We start from the raw sequence: 18,466 nt of genomic DNA, 5'->3' as shown, positions 1-18,466 counted from the left end.
CTTCAGCGGCGGGTATGCCGGCTCACGGCCTGGCTCAGGACCTCTGGCTTGAGCAGGTAGCCAAAGCCGGCGTTCCTCATGCGGACCATCAGCTCGTCCCGACTGGTCCGCAGATTGCGCGCCGCGTCCTCCAGGTTCCACCCCGCCGCCGACACCTGCTTGAGCAGGTAGGCCCGCCGCGTCTGCGCCGCCGACAGCCGGTACGTCTTGAGGTACTCGATCGTTCCGTCCTCCTCGCGGAGGATCATCTCGCCGAGGTGGTTCTCCTCCGACGGCTGCAGGCCCGTCACGAAGCGCTCCAGCGTGAACGGGCCGGCCTCGTACACGCGGGACGCGGAGACCTCGACGCCCATCAGCCCTCCCGCCATGCAGGACTGGACGAAGGCCGCCCAGTCCTGATGCAGACGCGCCACCTCGGCCCGGAGGTCTCCCAGGGAAGAGACCCGCCCCGGCTCGATGGAGCTTCCCAGCGGGGAGACCTCCTCCAGGAAGCCGTACTGCAGCAGCAGCTCGCCGTAGAAGTCCTCCAGCATGGGCCGGTGCAGCGCCCGGTAGTCGTCCGGGTGCGCCAGGATGAAGGCCGACATCAGCAGGTCCGCCCGGAAGATGAGCACCCCCACCTGCTGCTCGTGGATCTCGAACACACGCAGCGCCTCCGCGAACGCCGCGTTGGCCCAGCCCGGCACCGACTGCTCGACACGAGGGCTCAGCCCCGTGGACAACGCCTCCCGCGAGTACTCCTGCCAGGCGATCTCCGGCCCACCGAACTGCAGAGCGAGGAAGCCTTCCATCGCCAGGTGCAGCGGGAGCAGTCGCAGCTGATGGCGGTCCTCCCGGCGCACCATCCGGTGCAGCACCCGGAGCGAGAACGGCCCCACCTTCAGCTGCTTCCCGTCGGGCTTGACGAGCCGCGTCTCGACGACCGCCTCCACCTGCTGCTTGTCCCAGGACATCACCATCCCGTGCGGGATGTACGAGACGTACTTGAGCCCCGGTGCCATCGGCTCGCCTTCGAGCGCGACGACCGCCAGGTCATCCGGGTACGTCCGCCGGGCAAAGCGCAGGTCTCCCCGCACCGTGTCCCGCAGGACGGGCACCAGGCGGAAGTTGCCGTACACCTGTGCCGGCGCCAGCCGCAGGCCCTGGAGGCCGATCCGCTTCGTCACCGCGCTGCCACGTCCCATCTCACGCCTCCTCTTCCACCGCGGGGAGTTCTTCATCCTCGGGGGGCACTTCGGATGCTGATGCCCCCACGAGGCTCAGCGGAGCCGTCACGCCCCGCTTGCGTGCATCGCGCTCGATCATCTGTCGCACGCGTGCCGCCAGGTAGTGCTCCAGCTCCGACAGCGGGGCCGCGCCTTCCGCGAACCGCGCGAAGCCCAGCACCGTCGGCAGATCCTCCGCGTCGCGCACACCCACCGTGGGCACGCAGGCCCCGAGCGCCCGGGGGGTGAACAGCTCCGAGTCGAACACCGGGTTGGCGTGGATGATGGAGGTGCGGCGCCCCGGATCCAGCTTCGTCCGGAAGATGCGCGTGAGCTCCGCCACCGCGTTGGGAGGCCCGTTGTCGTAGCCGTCGGACACGACCACCACCAGGTCCGGCGCCCACTCCAACGCGTCGAGCAGCGGGGCGGAGAGATCCGTCTGCCCCCGTGCTCCCACCAGGAGCGGATCTTCGACCCGCGACGTCCAGAAGGCGCGGTACTCGCGCGCCGCGGCGGACAGCAGGTAGTGCGCCGCGAGCGCCACCCCCAACGGGCGACGGCGCTTCTCGTTGGAGCCCGAGCTGGAATAGCTGTTGTCCAGCACCGCAGCCACCCGGCCCAGGGCCAGCGGCGCCCGCCCCAGCGTCCGGGCCGTGGCCTGCGAGAGCGCGGCGTGCAGCTCCTCGCGCCGCTCCAGCCGAGCCGCCGGTGCCAGGGACAGCGCGTACAGCGCCAGCTTCGTGAGCGGCACCCGCGAGAGGTCCACGGAGAGCTCCACCCCCTTCGTGCGCGCGGCGCTCCCCTGCAGGCGCATCCGCTCGGCCTGGGTCAGGCGTGGCTCGATGCGCTCGAGGAAAACCGCGCGGGGAATGCCGTGCTTGTAGGCCAGCCCCTCGGCGATGGTGAAGGGCAGCTCGAAGAGGGCCTCCTGGGTGTAATGGGCCTGGCGGAACTTCTCCAGCAGCGGGCGGGTGTACACACGCTTGCGCCAGCCGTGGAACAGGAAGGGGCCCCGCTCATCTCCCAGCTTCAGGTGCCCATGCACCACCGCCGAGCGCAGCTTGGAGCGGTACTTCACCGCGTCGAAGTCCAGGTCCGGCCGCCCCGCCAGGTACTCACGGGCGATGGCGCGCGAACGGCGGTTGTTGATGCGGCGCGAGCGCAGCAGCTCCAGCACACGATAAGCCCGGGGCGGCGGCAGTGCCCGAAGCGTCGCGGCGATCAGCGCGCCCTCCTCCGCTCGGTCCGCCGACGGAGTGTCGCGACCGGTGGCCAGCAGGTTGAGGACGATCTGCGCCCGGTTGAAGTGGTTGATGCCCGCCGCCAGCGTGCGCGCGTAGAGCCGGCGGTAGTTGCCCAGGATGTACTCGTGCAGGAACTCGATGGAGACCGCCTGCCCGCGCGCGTCGTTATAGAACTCACGCTGCCCCGTGCAGGAGAAGCACGCGTTCACGAACATCACGAGGTCCTCGCGCGCGACCTGCTCGGCCGGCAGCGCGATTGCCATGTCCTTCACGTCCACCTCCCGGGTGCCCGAGGTTTCGGGTGGCACGAGCGCCGCTCGGGGTGTGAGGACACGACCAGCTAGTCAAGCTACAAAAGCTCGTTTCGGAAGTCGCATCACAGTCCCGCGAGCGGCGCTCCCAGAGTACCACGGACAGGCCTGACAAAGCTGACAGGCCCGCTCGGAGGATCAGGCCGCGTCCGGCGTAGCGTGGGGCAGCTGGGGGCTGGGCAGCAGTTCCTCCAGCAGCTCCTCCGCGTTCACAGCATCCAGCGTCAACAGCACGTTCGAGGCCGCGCGCGGCAAGCGCAGCAGCTCCTCGCGCGTGAGGCCGAAGACGTAGGCCAGGTGTCCCATCGGCCAGCGCGAGCGCATCAGCTTGAAGGCCGCGTCGTCCAGCTCCTCGGCCTGCTCGGGCAGCTCCACGTTCTCGTAGACCACCCGGTCGCCCCCCACGCGGCGACCGTTGCCGTAGGCGATGACCTCTTCACCGTCATCCGGATCGATGCAGTAGGCGTGGACGGTGGCGTTGGAGACCCGGGACAGCAGGCGTGCAAGCGCGTGGTGCTCGCCATACCAGTGAGCGCCCCTCGCCCCCGCGGAGGGCAGGCCCTCGTAGGCCAGCCGCACCACCTTGCGCCGGCGATGCACCGAGACGCGCAGGGACGGCAGGCTGCCGAGCACCCCGTCGCTCGCCAGCGCCTCACGCGCCAGCCGGACGAGACTTAGCCCCAAGAAGGATTCGAGCCTAACGAGATATCCGCCGTGCGCTTCCAGAGTAAGCCCCCCGAGAAAGGCGCGCGGCGTATAGCGGGCTGCCCTCGCCGTGGCAACTCCTTAACCCTGACAAAGCCGAAATTCCTAGGACCTGGAACTATTCTGCTCCCCTTGTACGGGCCATGCTTGCCAAGGGGTCTTCGACCCTTACGTTGAGTGACATGAGACTCGACAAGTTCACAGTGAAGGCGCAGGAAGCGATCCACGAGGGTCAGGCGCTTGCTCGTCGGGCGGACAACCCCAACTACGAGCCCGAGCACCTGGCCGCGGCGCTGCTGGGCCAGAAGGACGGCATCGTCGAGCCCATCCTTCGAAAGATTGGCGCGGACCCGAAGCTCTTCGCGGCGCGCCTCGGCGAGGCGCTGCAGAAGCTGCCGCGCATGCAGGGCGGCGAGAGCGCCACGCTCAGCCAGCGCCTGCTCAAGACGTTCGACAAGGCCGAGGACGAGGCCAAGGGGCTCAAGGATGAGTTCGTCTCCTCCGAGCACCTGCTGCTGGCGCTCACCCACGACAAGGGCGCCATCGGCGAGGTCTTCAAGTCCTCGGGCGTGACGCGCGATCGCGTGCTGTCCGGCATCAAGGACGTGCGTGGATCGGCCCGCGTCACCAGCCAGGACCCAGAGGCCACCTACCGCGCGCTGGAGAAATACGGGCGCGACCTCACGGAGGCGGCCCGCGCGGGCAAACTAGATCCAGTCATCGGCCGCGACGAGGAGATCCGCCGCTGCGTGCAGGTGCTCAGCCGGCGCACCAAGAACAACCCCGTGCTCATCGGCGAGCCCGGCGTGGGCAAGACGGCCATCGTCGAGGGCCTGGCGCGGCGCATCGTCGATGGCGACGTGCCCGAGGGCCTGAAGAACAAGCGGCTGATCACCCTCGATCTGGGCGCGATGGTGGCCGGTGCCAAGTACCGCGGTGAGTTCGAGGAGCGCCTCAAGGCGGTGCTCAAGGAGGTCGCCGACGCGGCCGGTGAGGTCATCCTCTTCATCGACGAGATGCATACCATCGTGGGCGCGGGCAAGGCCGAGGGCGCGATGGACGCGGGCAACATGCTCAAGCCGGCGCTGGCGCGCGGCGAGCTGCACTGCATCGGCGCCACCACGCTGGACGAGTACCGCAAGCACATCGAGAAGGACGCGGCCCTGGAGCGGCGCTTCCAGCCGGTGATGGTGGGCGAGCCCTCCGTACACGACACCATCAGCATCCTGCGCGGCCTGAAGGAGCGCTACGAGGTACACCACGGCGTGCGCATCCAGGACAACGCCCTGGTGGCCGCCGCCACCCTCTCCCACCGCTACATCGCCGACCGGTTCCTGCCGGACAAGGCGATCGACCTGGTGGACGAGGCCTCCAGCCGCCTGCGCATCGAGATCGACTCCATGCCCACGGAGATCGACGACGTGAAGCGCAAGATGACCCAGCTGGAGATCGAGCGCGAGGGGCTCAAGAAGGAGACCGATCCGCACTCGCAGGAGCGCCTGGGTCAGATCGAGCGGGAGCTGGCCGATCTCAAGGAGCGCTTCACCTCGCTCAAGGCGCACTGGGACTCGGAGAAGGAGGCCATCTCCGCCATCCGCAGCGCCAAGGAGAAGCTGGAGAAGGCCCGTAACGACCAGGCCGCGGCCGAGCGTCAGGGTGACCTGAACCGGGCCGCCGAGCTGAAGTTCGGCGTCATCCCCTCGCTGGAGAAGGAGACCAAGGCGCAGAACGAGAAGCTGGCCGAGCTGCAGAAGAGCCAGAAGTTCCTCAAGGAAGAGGTGGACGCCGAGGACATCGCCGAGGTGGTGGCCAAGTGGACTCACATCCCCGTCTCCCGGCTCATGGAGGGCGAGGTCCAGAAGCTGGTGAAGATGGAGGACCGGCTGGCCCAGCGCGTGATTGGTCAGCGCAGCGCCATCGAGGCGGTGTCCAACGCCGTGCGCCGCGCGCGCAGCGGGCTGCAGGACCCGAACCGGCCCATCGGCTCGTTCATCTTCCTGGGGCCCACCGGCGTGGGCAAGACGGAGACGGCCAAGGCGCTGGCCGAGTTCCTCTTCGATGACGACAGCGCGATGATCCGCATCGACATGTCCGAGTACATGGAGAAGCACTCCGTGGCCCGGCTCGTCGGCGCGCCTCCGGGCTACGTTGGCTACGAGGAGGGCGGTCAGCTCACCGAGGCCGTGCGGCGGCGGCCCTACTCGGTCATCCTCTTCGATGAGATCGAGAAGGCCCACCACGACGTCTTCAACATCCTGCTGCAGATCCTCGACGAGGGCCGGCTGACCGACAGCCAGGGTCGCACGGTGGACTTCAAGAACACGGTGCTCATCCTCACCTCCAACATCGGCTCTCAGGCGCTGCAGGAGGGCATGGCGGGCAAGGAGACGCTGGACGAGAGCACGCGCAACGAGGTGATGGACGCGCTGCGCGGCCACTTCCGTCCGGAGTTCCTCAACCGCGTGGATGAGATCGTCCTCTTCGAGCCGCTCAAGCGCTCGGAGATCCAGCGCATCGTCGACCTGCAGCTGGCGCGGCTCCAGAAGCTGCTCGCCGACAAGCGGCTCACGCTGGAGCTCACGGACAAGGCGCGCGCCTTCCTGGCCGAGCGTGGGTACGACCCGACGTACGGCGCTCGTCCGCTGAAGCGGGCCATGCAGAAGTACCTCATGGATCCGCTGGCGCTGAAGGTGCTCGGGGGCGAGTTCCTCCCTGGCGACCACATCCAGGGGGACGCCGCCGCCGAGGGGCTCACCTTCGGCAAGGTCCTGGTGGACCACAGCCGCCAGGAGCAGCCTCGGAAGTCCGCGTAAGGTCCCTCTCCCTCGGGGAGAAGAGCGCTCAGGTCTCGGGAGGCAGTACGGCTCCCGTGATCCTGGGCGTTCGTGTTTCCAGCGCGCTCAGGGCACGAGCCGCAGCAGGCGCTCCACCTGCTCCCGGACCTCGACGAGCAGCTCCGGGGCTCTCACCGCGATGAGCACCGTGTCGTCGCCCGCCACGGTGCCCGCCACGCCCGGGATGTCCGGCGCGCGATCCACCATCACGCCGATCACCTGCGCGTAGCCCGGCGCTGTCTTGAGCACCAGCAGGTTGGGCGGCGCTTCGATTACCGTCGCCCGAGACGAGCCGGGCGCCACCGTCTCCACGCGCTGATAGCGCCCGCCCACCTTCTGGATCGCCAGGCGCTTGAGGTGCCGCGAGAGCGTCGACTGGCTCGGCGCGTGGCCTTCCGACTCCAGCAACCGCTGCAGCACCGCCTGATCGGCGATCTCGTTCGCCTCCAGCAGCCGGAGGATGGCCTCATCCAGGTCCTTGCCCATGCGCCGGGACGATGCATGCACGTGCATATGCATGCAAGAGCCTCCTGAATACGGGTGAAAAATGCTCGGGAAAAAGTGGGTATTGCGCCGCGCGTCGAAATGAATAATATGCGCGTTCTCTCCGGCGGCATGCATGCTTATGCATGAATATGCATGCCTCTCCGGGGCCCCCCGTAGCAGCGTGAGGACCCCCCCATGAGGCACTTCACCCGCATCCAGGACGTTGGCCCCGAGGGCGTGGAGACGATCCTCGCGCAAGCCGCCGCGTGGAAGAGCCAGAAGCCCGGCGCGATCTTCCAGAGCCGCATCCTCGGCATGGTGTTCTTCAACCCGTCGCTGCGCACGCGCACCTCGTTCGAGGCGGTGATGCTGCGCTCGGGCGGGCACGCCATCGTGCTGGACGTGGGCAATGGCGTCTGGAAGCTCGAGGACCGCCCCGGCGCGGTGATGAACGCGGACCGGGCCGAGCACATCAAGGAGGCGGCGCCGGTGCTCTCCCGCCTGGTGGACATGCTCGGAGTGCGCACCTTCTCGGCCGGTGGCGGAGACGAGGAGGATGAGCTCGATCCTGTCATCAACGCCTTCCGGCGCCACGTCACCGTGCCGCTGGTGAGCATGGAGTCGGCCCGCGAGCACCCCTGCCAGGGGCTGGCCGACGTGCTCACGCTGCGCGAGACGTTCGGGACGACGAAGAAGCTGCCGGTGACGCTCACCTGGGCGCCGCACATCAAGCCCCTGCCCAAGGCGGTGCCCAACTCGTTCCTGCTCAGCGCCGCCGCCGCCGGCTGCGAGGTGCGGGTGGCGCACCCTCCCGGCTTCGAGCTGCACCCGCAGGTTCGCGCCGAGGCCGAGGCCTACGCCAAGGCCACCGGTGGCAGCGTCACCTATACCCATGATCAGGACGAGGCCCTGGCGGGCAGCCGGGCCGTGTACGCCAAGTCCTGGGGTCCGGCCACCCGCGCCGGGCACGCGCCTGGCGACGTGGCCGCGCTGATGGCCTCGTACGCGGGCTGGATGCCCACCCGGAAGGCCATGTCGCGCGCCGCCAAGGACGCCATCTTCCTCCACTGCCTGCCGGTCCGCCGCAACGTCGAGGTCTCCGACGAGGTGCTGGATCACCCCTCCAGCCGCGTCATCGACGAGGCGGAGAACCGCTTCCACGTCCAGCGTTCGCTCCTCCACTGGCTCCAGTCCACCTGACCTTCCGCCGAGGTTTCCCGTGCCCCTGTCTCCCGATCCTTATGCTGCGTTGCGCTCGGCGGCCCGCTACGTCCGGCAGTTCCGCCGAAAGACCTTCGTGGTCCTGCTCGACGGCCCCGTGCTCGGGGACGTGAAGCTGCGGCGCGCGGCCTGTGAGCAGCTCGCCCTCCTGTGGACGTTCTCCATCCAGCCCGTGGTGGTGCATGGCTCCGGCCCGGAGATTGACTCGCCCTTCGATGCCTCCTCGGGTCGCCTGCGCATGGACCTGCTGGCGGACCTGCAGGCCGCGGGCGTGCCCTGCGTGGGCCTGAGCGGCGTGGACGCGGGCCTGCTCAAGGCCCGTCGCCGTCCCGTGGGCGAGCAGGGCTCGGACTTCGCGCGCTCGACGGACTATGGCCCGCTCGGCGACATCGAGTCGGTGGACGCGCGCCTTCTGCAGCACCTGCGCGGCGGGGACTACGTACCGGTGGTGGCGCCGCTGGCGGGTGATCCGTCGGGCAGCGTCTTCAGCGCCAGCGCCGACACGGTGGCCGCCACGGTCGCCGTGGCGCTCGCCGCCGAGAAGCTCTTCTTCCTGCTGCCCACCCCGGGCCTGCTGCGAGACCCGAGCAGCCCCGTCTCGCTCATCCCCCAGGCCACGCTCACGGAGCTGGCGACGCTGGAGCAGGAGGGACGTCTATCCGGCCCCCTGGTGTCCAAGGCCCACGCCATCCGCCACGCCCTGGTGGGCGGTGTCGGCAGCGTCCACCTGGTGAGCGGCATGCAGCCCAACGCCCTGCTGGAGGAGGTCTTCACCAACGAGGGCAGCGGCACGATGGTGGTGCGCGAGTCCAACCGGGGCGCCGGGGCGCAGGGATGACTCCGGCCGCGCTTCTCGAGGCCCTCGTGGCCACCCCCAGCGTCTCCGGGCAGGAGGCGCGCATCGCCGATCAGGTCTCCACCTGGGTCGAGGGCTGGGGTGCGCGCGTCCAGCGCCAGGGCCACAACGTGTGGTTCTCGGTGGGCAGCGGGCCTCGGCGCCTGCTCGTCAACTCGCACCTGGACACCGTGCCTCCGTGCGCCGGGTGGACGCTCGAGCCGCATGCGCCGGTGTGGCGTGAGGGCCGGCTGTATGGCCTGGGCAGCAACGACGCCAAGGGCTGCGTGGCCTCCATGCTGCTGACGGCTCGTGCCCTGCTGGAGAACCGGGGAGCGCTGGAGGGCAAGGGAGAGATCGTCTTCGCCTTCACCGCCGAGGAGGAGACGGGCGGCGCGGGGCTGGGCACGGTGCTGTCCACGCTGGGGCCTCTGGACGCGGCCGTGGTGGGTGAGCCCACCAGCCTGAAGCCCTGCACCGCTCAGCGGGGCATGCTGCTGTTGCGCTGCGTGGCCCACGGTCGCTCGGCGCACGTGGCGCATGCGCATGCCGCCGAGGCCGAGAACGCCATCCACGTGGCGGCGCGGGACATCTCGACCCTGGCCGAGCTGCGCTTCCCCGCGCACCCGCTGCTGGGAGAGGCTCGCGCGCAGGTGACGCAGATCCAGGGCGGGCTGGCGCGCAACCAGGTGCCGGACCGGTGCGAGTTCTTCGTGGACCTGCGGACCACTCCGGCCATGGACCACTCGGCGGTGGCGAACCAGATCTCCGGGGCGCTGCGCAGCGAGGTGAAGGTGCATTCGGCGCGCTACCTGCCCAAGGCCACCGGTGACGGCGAGCCCATCGTCCGGGCGGCGGTGGCGGCCGCGGGCGGAGCCTCGACCGTGGGCTCGAGCACCACGTCCGACTGGGCCTTCCTGGGCAACCTGCCCGCGGTGAAGGTGGGCCCTGGCGACACCCTGCGCTCGCACAGGCCTGATGAGTACCTCGCCCTGGTGGAGTTGGAGGCCGGCATGGCCTTCTACCAGCGCCTCATCCACGGCTACTTCGCGGAGGTGGCACGTGGCTGAGGACAGGCTTTGGGCCAAGGGGCTGCCGCTGGACGCGGCCATCCATCGCTTCACCGTCGGGGAGGATCCGGTGGTGGACCTGGCGCTCGTGCCACATGACGCGCTCGGCAGCGCGGCGCATGCGCGGATGCTCGCGCGCGTGGGCCTGCTGCCCGAGTCGGACATGCGCGCGCTGGTGCTCGCCCTGCGCACGCTCCATGACGAGGCCCGCGCGGGGACTTTCACCATCCGCCCGGAGCAGGAGGACGGACACACCGCGCTGGAGGCCGCGCTGGTGGGGCTCGTGGGTGAGGCCGGTCGCCGCATCCACCTGGCGCGCTCTCGCAATGACCAGGTGCAGCTCGCCCTGCGGCTCCTGATGCGCGAGCAGGTGCTGGGGCTCGGCGCGCGCGCGGTGGAGCTGACCGAGGCCTTCCTGGACTTCGCCCAGGCACACGTGAACACGCCGATGCCCGGCTACACGCACATGCGGCGCGCCATGCCGAGCACCTTCGGCATGTGGGGCGCCGCCTTCGCCGAGGGACTGCTCGAGGAGCTGGAGTCACTCCGTGGCCTGTGGGCCCGGCTGGACCGCTGCCCCCTGGGCTCCGCGGCCGGTTTCGGCGTGCCGCTGCCCATCGATCGGCAGTACGTGGCCACCCTGCTCGGCTTCTCGCGCGTGCAGCGCAGCCCCATCGACGTGCAGAACAGCCGCGGCCGGCACGAGACGGCGGCGGTCTCCTGGGCCTGCTCCGTCGCGGGCGGCCTGGAGAAGTGGCTGTGGGATGTGGCCCTCTTCAGCACCGAGGAGTTCGGCTTCCTCGCGCTGCCGGACGCCTTCACCACCGGCTCGTCCATCATGCCGCAGAAGAAGAACCCGGACGTGGTGGAGCTGGCGCGCGGGCGCTGCCGCGAGCTGCGCGGCCTGGCCCGGCAGGTGGAGGAGGTCGCCAGCGGCCTGCCCTCCAGCTACCACCGCGACTTCCAGCTCCTCAAGCGCCCCACCCTCGCGGCGCTGGGCTCGCTCCGCGAGGTGCTGGAGGTGCTCACGCGCCTGGTCCCCGTCGTCCAGGTCCGCGCCGAGACCGCCGCCCGGGCCTCGGATGACACGCTGTACGCGGCCCACCAGGCCTACGTGCTCGCCGGACAGGGCCTGCCCTTCCGCGACGCCTACCGCCAGGTGGCCCACCAGCTCGCCGACGGAACCTTCAAGCCGGACCGCACCGCCCTCACGGCCACCCACCTGGGCGGCGCCGGCAACCTGGGCCTGGAGCAGGCCCGCTCGGAGCTGGCAGCCGCCCGCTCCTGGCTCACCGAAACCCACCGCGCGCTCGCTGTCTGCGCCGAGCGCGTCTGGACCCCTTGACGCAGCGAGGACACCAAGCACCCATGAGCAAGAAACACGTGGTACTGGCCTTCTCCGGTGGTCTGGACACCTCCTTCTGCGTGGTCTACCTGCGCGAGCAGGGCCACGCCGTCACCACCGTCACCGTGGACACTGGCGGCTTCACCGCCGAGGCCCTGGCGCGCATGCCCGAGCACGCCGCCAAGCTGGGCGCGGTGGCCCACCACACCGTGGACGCCAAGGGCCTGCTCTTCGAGAGCTACCTGCGCCACCTGCTCGCCGGCAACGTGCTGCGCGGCCAGGCCTACCCCCTGAGCGTCTCCGCCGAGCGCGTCTGCCAGGCCACCGAGGTGGTGCGAGTGGCCCGCGAGGTGGGCGCCCAGGCCCTGGCGCACGGCTCCACCGGCGCCGGCAATGACCAGGTGCGCTTCGACGTGGCCTTCCGCGCGCTGGCCCCGGACCTGGAGCTGCTCACCCCCATCCGCGAGCTGAGCCTCAGCCGCGCCCAGGAGATGTCCTTCCTGGCCGAGCGGGGCTTCCACATGCCCGCGAAGACGGGCGCCTACTCCATCAACGAGGGCATGTGGGGCACCAGCGTCGGCGGCAAGGAGACGCATGACTCCTGGAGCACCCTGCCGGAGGCGGCCTACCCCGCCGGCGTGGTGCCCTCGGACCTGAAGCCCCGCACCCTGGTGGTGAAATTCGAGCAGGGCCGCCCCGTGGCGCTGGACGGCCAGGCGCTCTCGCCCGTGGCCCTCATCGCCGAGCTGAACGCGCTGGGCCAGCCCTACGGCGTGGGCCGGGGCGTCCACCTGGGTGATACCATCCTCGGCATCAAGGGCCGGGTGGGCTTCGACGCGCCGGCGGCGGTGATGCTCATCACCGCGCACCGCGAGCTGGAGAAGCTGGTGCTCTCCGGCAAGCAGCTCTTCTGGAAGGAGAACCTGGGCAACCTCTACGGGACGCTGCTGCACGAGGGCCACTTCTTCGATCCGCTGGCACGTGACCTGGAGGGCTTCCTGGAGTCCTCGCAGACGCGGGTGACCGGTGAGGTGCGCCTGACGCTGCACCCGCGCGCCGTGGTGGTGGAGGGCGTGCGCTCGCAGCACTCGCTGATGGACGCGAAGGTGGCCAGCTACGGCGAGGCCAATCACATGTGGACGGGAGCGGAGGCCGCTGGCTTCGCGAAGGTGTACGGCGTGGCGCAGACCCTGGCCCTCAAGGTGAAGTCATGAAGGTACACATCGACAAGATCGGCAGCGTCACCCGCAACCTGCGGCTGGGGCGCACCGTCCACCTCTCCTCGGAGATCCACGCGGTGGAGGGCGCCGTCATCGCCGTGCGCATCCACGGAGAGAAGTCCGTCTACAACCAGCTCGAGGACGTACACGGGCGCATGGTGACGCTGCACGGCGGAGACATCGTCGTGGGCGCCCTGGGCCACCGCAACGCGCTGCACGGCTACGAGGGCGTGGTGCCCGAGTCGGTGGTGCCCGGCCAGCGGCTGCACGTGCTCAACATGGGCGGGGTGATCGGCCAATGCACCTCGCACAACCCGGGCGTGGGCACCCCGTTCGAGGCCGAGGTGCTCGGCCAGGTGCTGATGTTCCCCGAGTTCCAGTCCCGCTTCGGCCAGCCAGCCCACGTGCGCGCCGGAGCGCTCAAGGGCTCGGAGCGGCCGGTGAACTGCCCGGTGGTGTACGTGGTGGGCACCTGCATGAACGCGGGCAAGACGTACGCCGCGAGCGCGCTGGTGCGCCACCTGATGAAGGCCGGCTACCGGGTGGGTGGCGCCAAGCTCACGGGCGTGTCGCTGATGCGCGACACGCTGAGCATGCGTGACTCGGGCGCGGCGGTGGCCATGGACTTCACCGACGCGGGCACCGTGTGTACCAGCCCGAAGACGGCGGCCGAGGTGTCGCGCATCATCCTGTCCGAGCTGTCCGCCGCCGACGTGGACGTCATCGTCGCGGAGACGGGCGACGGCATCATGGGCGAGTACGGCGTGCAGGCCATCCTCGCCGACCCGGAGCTGCGCGGGCTGGGCGGCGCCTGGGTGCTGTGCGCCAATGATCCCGTGGGTGCCTCGGGTGGCGTGCGCCACATGAAGGAGGCCTACGGCATCTCGGTGGACGTGGTGGCCGGGCCCGCCACCGACAACCGGGTGGGCATCCGCTTCGTGGAGCGCGAGGTGGGGCTGCCGGCGCACAACGCCCGGGCGGATGCGGCCGGGCTGGGTGGACTCATTCTCGAGAAGATCGCCCCGCGGATCGCGGGCAGGAGGAGCGCATGACACGGGTTCACGCCTACATTCTGGGGGCTTCGGGTTTCGGCGGCGGCGAGCTGCTGCGACTGCTCGCCGGTCACCCGGCCGTGGCCGCCATCCGCGCTACATCCAAGGAGAACGCGGACGTCCCCTTCTGGAAGGTGCATCCGCACCTGCGCGGGCTGGTGGAGGGCCGCTTCGACTCCGAGCCAGACTGGCACTGGCTCACCGACTCGCAGCAGCCGGTGGTCTTCTCCGTGCTGGACGACCAGGAGCTGGCCCGTCAGCTGCCCGCGCTGGAGAAGCGCTGGGCGGAGCTGGGGCTCTCCGAGCGGCTCGTGCTGGTGGACCTCTCCCCGGACTTCCGGTTGGACCACCCGGGGCGCTACGCCGCGACCCACGGCCGCTCCCACCCCGTGCCCGACATGCTGGAGCGCTTCGTCTACGGGCTGCCCGAGTGGCGCCGCGACAAGCTCCAGGGCGCCAAGCGCATCGCCAACCCGGGCTGCTTCGCCACCGCCGTGCAGCTCGCGCTGCTGCCCGTGGCCTCCACGCCGGGCCTGGGCATGATCGCCGCGACGGCGGTGACGGGCTCCTCGGGCTCGGGCGCGCTGCCGGGGGAAGTCACCCACCACCCCACCCGCGCGCATGACTTCCGAGCCTACCGGGCGCTGCAGCACCCGCAGGAGTCGGAGATGGACGTGATGCTGGTGGCGCACAAGGCCTCGCGGCACCGGCTCACCTTCGTTCCGCACTCGGCGCCGCTGGTGCGCGGCATCTTCGCCACGGTGCAGTTCGAGTGGCCGGAGAACGCGGGCGGCGTGAGCGTCGAGTCGCTCAGCGCCATCTACCGCCGCTACTACGAGACCTCGCCGTTCGTGCGCGTGGTGGAGGGCACGCCGCGCCTGGCCTCGGTGGTGGGCAGCAACTTCGTCGACGTCGCCGTGGCCACCCGTGGCCGCACCGTGGCGGTGATGGTGGCGCTGGACAACCTCGTGAAGGGCATGTCCGGCCAGGCCGTGCAGAACCTCAACCTGGCGCTCGGGCTGCCCGAGGACACCGCGCTGCGGCAGGCGGCCTGCTACCCCTGCTGAGCGCGTAACGCGGAAGGGCCGCTCAGCTCCCCGTGGGGGGCTTGGCGGCCTCCGCGGGGGCCTCGGCCGTCGTCACCGGCGCGTCCGTCGGCGTGGTGGGAGCCACGGGCGCGGCGGGAGCCTCCGTCAGCGCGGGGCTCGTGGCGGCGGCCGGAGTTCCCTCCACCGGAGCAGCCAAGGCGGCCGGGGCGGCGGTCCGCTCCGCTTCGCGCTGGGCGCTCTTCTCCCCGCCGCGCTCGGCCTCGCGCAGGAAGTCCATGTACTCCGACTTCTTGGCCTGGGCCTGGGCCTGGGCTTGAGCAGCAATCCGAGCCGAGGCGGCGCGGCCGTTCACCACGGCGCGGTAGCTGAAGAAGACGCCCGAGGAGAACGCCACGGCGCGCAGCACGCTGGGCAGCCACCCGGCCCACATCCCCTCCAGGCCGTTGCTCACGAACTGGAGCGCGAAATAGAAGAACTGGCCCGCGAACGCGGCGCCCAGGGCGGTGGACAGGGGCTTCAGCTCGAGGATGCGCGCCGAGCCGTAGCACAGGGCGGGCAGCACCCCGAGCAGCCACAGGTTCTCCAGCGAGACGGCGACGAGGACCTGGAGCACATCCGGCAGTTCCTGGACACGCTCCGCCATCCGGAGCGTGAGGGAGCCGGTGAACATGGCTCCGACGACCAGCGAGATGAAGCCGAGTCCGACGATGAACTGGAAGCGGCGGACGCGGACCCGCAGCGGATCAAGGATTCCGGGCGACTTGGGGCTCACGCGGCGGGAGCCTAGCCCAAAGCCGGGCCCGGAAGCTTCACGGCTCGTCGTCGAACACGTCCGCCGAGCCCCCTGCCGTACGAGGAGGCGGCCCTTCTCCATAGAAGACCTCCTCCAGCACCAACCCCTGGGGAGGAGCGGTGGGGCCGGCCCGGGTCCGGTCCCGCGAGGCGAGCACCTCGGCCACCCACGCCTCGCTCCGGCGGCCCTTGCCCACCTCCACCAGGGTGCCCGCGAGGTTGCGCACCATGTGCTTGAGGAACGCGGTGCCCTCCACCACGATGGAGACGGCATCTCCCGAGCGCCCCTCCACCTCCAGCCGGCGCACCTCTCGCAGGGCGTGCGCGGCCTGGCAGTCCGAGGCCCGGAACGCGGAGAAGTCATGTCGGCCCAGCAGGTGGGTGGCGGCGCGGGCCATGGCCTCCACCTGGAGCGGGGCGAAGATCTCCCAGTGTGTGGAGCGCCGGAGCGGCGAGCGCGAGGGCCGGTTGCTCACCCGGTAGCGGTAGCGCTTGCCCTGGGACCAGCGGCGCGGATCGAACTCGGCGGGCACCTCCTCGGCGCGCACCACCGCGATGTCCTCGGGCAGCAGGCCATTGAGCCCCCTCCAGTAGGCCTTGAGCGGGAGTTGACGCTCCGTGTCGAAGCACACCACCTGCCCCGTGGCGTGAACGCCGGAGTCGGTCCGGCCCGCGGCCGTCACGTCCACAGGGCCGCCGAGCAGCCGGCCCAGCGCATCGAGGAGCTCCGCCTGGATGGAGCGCCCGTTCGGCTGGAGCTGCCAGCCCACGTAGCGGGTGCCGTCATATTCGAGGGTCAGTTTCAGGCGGGGCATGGGAGAGAGGGCCGCGAGGAGTCGCGCTGGGATAGGATGCACCGCTCTCCCTCGCCCGTCGATGCCGCTCGAACTCTTGTCCGCTCCCCTCCCCGCCGCAGAGCAGGCTCCGGTGCCGGCTTCCCCGTGGCTGCACCGCGCCGCCTGGGTGCTGGGACTCGCCCTGGTACTGCTGGGGGTGTGGGCGCGCTGCTCCGGGTGGAGGAGCGTGTTCGTCGGCGACGAGGTGGAGCTCGTCCCGGCGGACTCGCACTATTACGTCCGCTTCGCGCGCCTGCAGCTGGCCGCCTTCCCGCGCTTCGTCACGTTCGATCCCTTCGTGAACTTCCCGGAGGGCGCCTCCATCCTCTGGCCGCCGCTCCACACGCTCTTCGTGGCGCTGGCGATCGCTGGCCCCGGGTCCGCCGAGCTCGGGGCGGCGTGGGTGGGGCCCGGGCTCTCGGCGCTGCTGCTCGCGGCGGTGGGGCTCACGGTGGCGCGCTTCCATGGGAGAGGCCCGGCGCTCGCGGCGCTCGCCCTGCTCGCGCTGACGCCCACGGCGGTGGAGAGCGGGGCGCTGGGCAACGCGGACCACCATGTCCATGAACCCTTCCTGGCACTCCTGGCGCCGGCGCTCTTCGGGTACGCACTGGCCTCCGGGCGCCGAGGGCCCGCGCTCGCCGCGGGGCTGGTGGTGGGCTTCGGGCGCCTGCTGACGACCACGGCCTTCACGCTGCTGCCCTGCCTGGCGGTGGGTGGACTGGCGGCCGCCCTCATCGCCTCGCGGCGAGAGACTCCGGAGCGCGCCGCCTCCGCCCTGAAGGCCGCGGGAGCGGGCGCGGTCGGCTCCCTCGCGCTGGGCGTGCTCCTCTTCGGCCACCCGACGCGGCTCGACTACGAGTCGCTGACCGCCTTCCACCCGATCCTGGCGCTCGCGCTCTTCTGCGGCGCCGTGGGGCTGGTGGCGCTCCGGGCCCGAGACAAGCGCGGCGCCGTGTGGCTGGCCGTGGCCCTGCTCGCGGGCCTCGCGTTGAGCGGGGAGTTCCTCCGCGCCATGGGACACCTCGGTCGCGGGGACCCGATGATGGCCACCGTCGTGGAGACCGAGCCCCTGCTGAAGGACCCGAAGTGGGCGCTGGAGCTCCTCGGCCCACTGCTGCTCGCCCTGCCCTTCGCGGCCTGGGGGGCGTGGCGGCTGGCCGCCTCGGGCTCTCCGGTGGCCTGGCCCGCGCTCGCCACCGCGGGACTGCTCACCGCCGCCTCCGCCGTGCAGGCCCGCTTCGCCCAGGGGCTGAGCGGCGCCGCCACGTGCCTGGTCGTCCTCACCTTCCCGGCCCTGATGGCCGGGCTGCCGGCTGTGTGGCAACGCGTCGCGAAGGTGGCGGGCGCCATGGTCTGCCTCCTGCTGCTCGGGCCCCTCTTCCCCCAACCCGCGCGACCGCCCCCGGATCAGGTGCGCCTCGTGCGCCCGACACTGCGCTGGATGAAGGAGCACACCCCGCCCGCCGCGGACGATCCCTACCGGCCCTCCGAGACGCGCTACGCCGTCGTGGCGGACCACGAGCTAGGCCACTTCGTCACGCTGTGGGCCGAGCGCCCCGAGGTGGCCAGCACCTTCTTCCAAGCGTCCGCCCACGTGGCGGGCAACGCGCGCGCTGCCCAGGTGTTGGCCGAGCGCGACGACGCGCAGGCCTTCCGCCTGGCCCAGGAGACGGGCGCCCGCTACGTGCTCGCCACGCCCTCGGTGCGGCTCGTGGGCCATCCGCCCGATGCCGCGACCTCCGGACTGGTGGGGTGGCTGCTCGATGAGACGGGAATGGCCGTCGATGATCGGCCCGCCAGCGCCCACTTCCAGCTCGTCTATGACTCGCTCGAGCAGCGCCGCAAGACACCCGTCAGCGCCGCGCGCGTCTTCCAGGTGGTGCCGGGCGCCGTCCTCACGGGCCACGGCCCTCCTGGAGAGACCGTCACCGCCTCCCTGCGCCTGCGCAACCACCACGGCCGCACCTTCGAGTACGTGCGCAAGGCGCGGGTGGACCCCTCGGGCCGCTTCGAGCTGCGCGTGGCCTACCCCACCGAAGGCACTCCCTGGGTGGCTCCGCACGACGTGGGTGGAAGCTATGCGCTCAGCCTCGGAACCCGCACGCTGTCGGTGACCGTGCCTCGCGCGGCGGTGGAATCCGGAGCGAACATCGAGGCGCTGCCCGATTCCGAAGTGGCCGACAGCCCAAGGCCCGGCCCGTAGCGCGGCGCTTCTCCGTCCCAAAGGCCCTGAACTAAGGTCGAGACCGTTCCTTTCGAAG

Annotated in this window: 15 protein-coding genes; 9 read left to right on the top strand and 6 right to left on the bottom strand. The window is 70.8% G+C overall.

Annotated elements, in window-relative coordinates:
* Nucleotides 1–2: 2 nt before the first annotated feature.
* From SYV04_RS29635 to SYV04_RS29625, 3 genes are all read right to left on the bottom strand, one after another.
* A complete protein-coding gene (locus SYV04_RS29635) occupies nucleotides 3–1,184 on the bottom strand; it encodes an ARPP-2 domain-containing protein (protein ID WP_321549310.1) in 1,182 nt (393 codons plus the stop codon).
* Nucleotide 1,185: 1 nt separating this feature from the next.
* Nucleotides 1,186–2,712 carry a hypothetical protein gene (locus tag SYV04_RS29630; protein ID WP_321549342.1) on the bottom strand — a complete coding sequence of 509 codons (1,527 nt, stop codon included), beginning with the start codon at nucleotides 2,710–2,712 and terminating at the stop codon, nucleotides 1,186–1,188.
* A 186-nt stretch (nucleotides 2,713–2,898) separates the two neighbouring features.
* The gene (locus SYV04_RS29625; protein ID WP_321549309.1) at nucleotides 2,899–3,444 is read right to left on the bottom strand and encodes a hypothetical protein; all 546 of its coding nucleotides are present in this window, start codon (nucleotides 3,442–3,444) and stop codon (nucleotides 2,899–2,901) included.
* Between the two features lie 203 nt (nucleotides 3,445–3,647).
* Between SYV04_RS29625 and clpB the strand changes: the two genes are divergently transcribed.
* The gene (clpB, locus tag SYV04_RS29620; RefSeq protein ID WP_321549308.1) at nucleotides 3,648–6,278 is read left to right on the top strand and encodes an ATP-dependent chaperone ClpB; all 2,631 of its coding nucleotides are present in this window, start codon (nucleotides 3,648–3,650) and stop codon (nucleotides 6,276–6,278) included.
* Nucleotides 6,279–6,365: 87 nt separating this feature from the next.
* On the opposite strand, the gene SYV04_RS29615 is transcribed toward clpB, so the two are convergent.
* Nucleotides 6,366–6,818, bottom strand: coding sequence for an arginine repressor (locus SYV04_RS29615; RefSeq protein WP_321549307.1), 453 nt, complete (start codon nucleotides 6,816–6,818; stop codon nucleotides 6,366–6,368).
* Between the two features lie 162 nt (nucleotides 6,819–6,980).
* Here SYV04_RS29615 and SYV04_RS29610 point away from each other — a divergent pair, with 162 nt between their 5' ends.
* The 7 genes from SYV04_RS29610 to argC are packed head-to-tail and all read left to right on the top strand — an operon-like array spanning nucleotide 6,981 to nucleotide 14,595.
* Nucleotides 6,981–7,985, top strand: a complete 1,005-nt coding sequence (locus SYV04_RS29610) for an N-acetylornithine carbamoyltransferase (protein WP_321549306.1) — start codon at nucleotides 6,981–6,983, stop codon at nucleotides 7,983–7,985.
* A gap of 19 nt (nucleotides 7,986–8,004) precedes the next feature.
* On the top strand, nucleotides 8,005–8,844 hold the full coding sequence (locus tag SYV04_RS29605) for an amino acid kinase family protein (RefSeq protein WP_321549305.1): 840 nt from the start codon (nucleotides 8,005–8,007) through the stop codon (nucleotides 8,842–8,844).
* Complete coding sequence (locus SYV04_RS29600; RefSeq protein WP_321549304.1) at nucleotides 8,841–9,911, top strand: M20/M25/M40 family metallo-hydrolase; 1,071 nt, start codon at nucleotides 8,841–8,843, stop codon at nucleotides 9,909–9,911. Before SYV04_RS29605 ends, SYV04_RS29600 begins: the two co-directional genes overlap by 4 nt.
* Nucleotides 9,904–11,256, top strand: a complete 1,353-nt coding sequence (gene argH / locus SYV04_RS29595) for an argininosuccinate lyase (protein WP_321549303.1) — start codon at nucleotides 9,904–9,906, stop codon at nucleotides 11,254–11,256. The genes SYV04_RS29600 and argH overlap by 8 nt, the downstream gene beginning before the upstream one ends.
* A gap of 23 nt (nucleotides 11,257–11,279) precedes the next feature.
* Complete coding sequence (gene argG / locus SYV04_RS29590; protein ID WP_321549302.1) at nucleotides 11,280–12,470, top strand: argininosuccinate synthase; 1,191 nt, start codon at nucleotides 11,280–11,282, stop codon at nucleotides 12,468–12,470.
* A complete protein-coding gene (locus SYV04_RS29585) occupies nucleotides 12,467–13,528 on the top strand; it encodes a DUF1611 domain-containing protein (RefSeq protein ID WP_321549301.1) in 1,062 nt (353 codons plus the stop codon). The genes argG and SYV04_RS29585 overlap by 4 nt, the downstream gene beginning before the upstream one ends.
* Nucleotides 13,525–14,595, top strand: a complete 1,071-nt coding sequence (argC, locus tag SYV04_RS29580; RefSeq protein WP_321549300.1) for an N-acetyl-gamma-glutamyl-phosphate reductase — start codon at nucleotides 13,525–13,527, stop codon at nucleotides 14,593–14,595. Before SYV04_RS29585 ends, argC begins: the two co-directional genes overlap by 4 nt.
* A gap of 22 nt (nucleotides 14,596–14,617) precedes the next feature.
* On the opposite strand, the gene SYV04_RS29575 is transcribed toward argC, so the two are convergent.
* Complete coding sequence (locus SYV04_RS29575) at nucleotides 14,618–15,349, bottom strand: hypothetical protein (RefSeq protein ID WP_321549299.1); 732 nt, start codon at nucleotides 15,347–15,349, stop codon at nucleotides 14,618–14,620.
* A gap of 37 nt (nucleotides 15,350–15,386) precedes the next feature.
* Nucleotides 15,387–16,184 (bottom strand): tRNA pseudouridine(38-40) synthase TruA, encoded by a 798-nt coding sequence (gene truA / locus SYV04_RS29570; protein WP_321549298.1) that lies wholly within the window; start codon nucleotides 16,182–16,184, stop codon nucleotides 15,387–15,389.
* A 112-nt stretch (nucleotides 16,185–16,296) separates the two neighbouring features.
* On the opposite strand from truA, the gene SYV04_RS29565 reads away from it, so the two are divergent.
* On the top strand, nucleotides 16,297–18,408 hold the full coding sequence (locus SYV04_RS29565; RefSeq protein WP_321549297.1) for an STT3 domain-containing protein: 2,112 nt from the start codon (nucleotides 16,297–16,299) through the stop codon (nucleotides 18,406–18,408).
* Nucleotides 18,409–18,466: the final 58 nt, after the last annotated feature.

Source organism: Hyalangium ruber, from assembly GCF_034259325.1.
In the GTDB taxonomy this organism is placed as follows: Bacteria; Myxococcota; Myxococcia; order Myxococcales; family Myxococcaceae; genus Hyalangium_A; species Hyalangium_A rubrum.
This window is presented reverse-complemented; position numbering and strand designations above follow the sequence as displayed.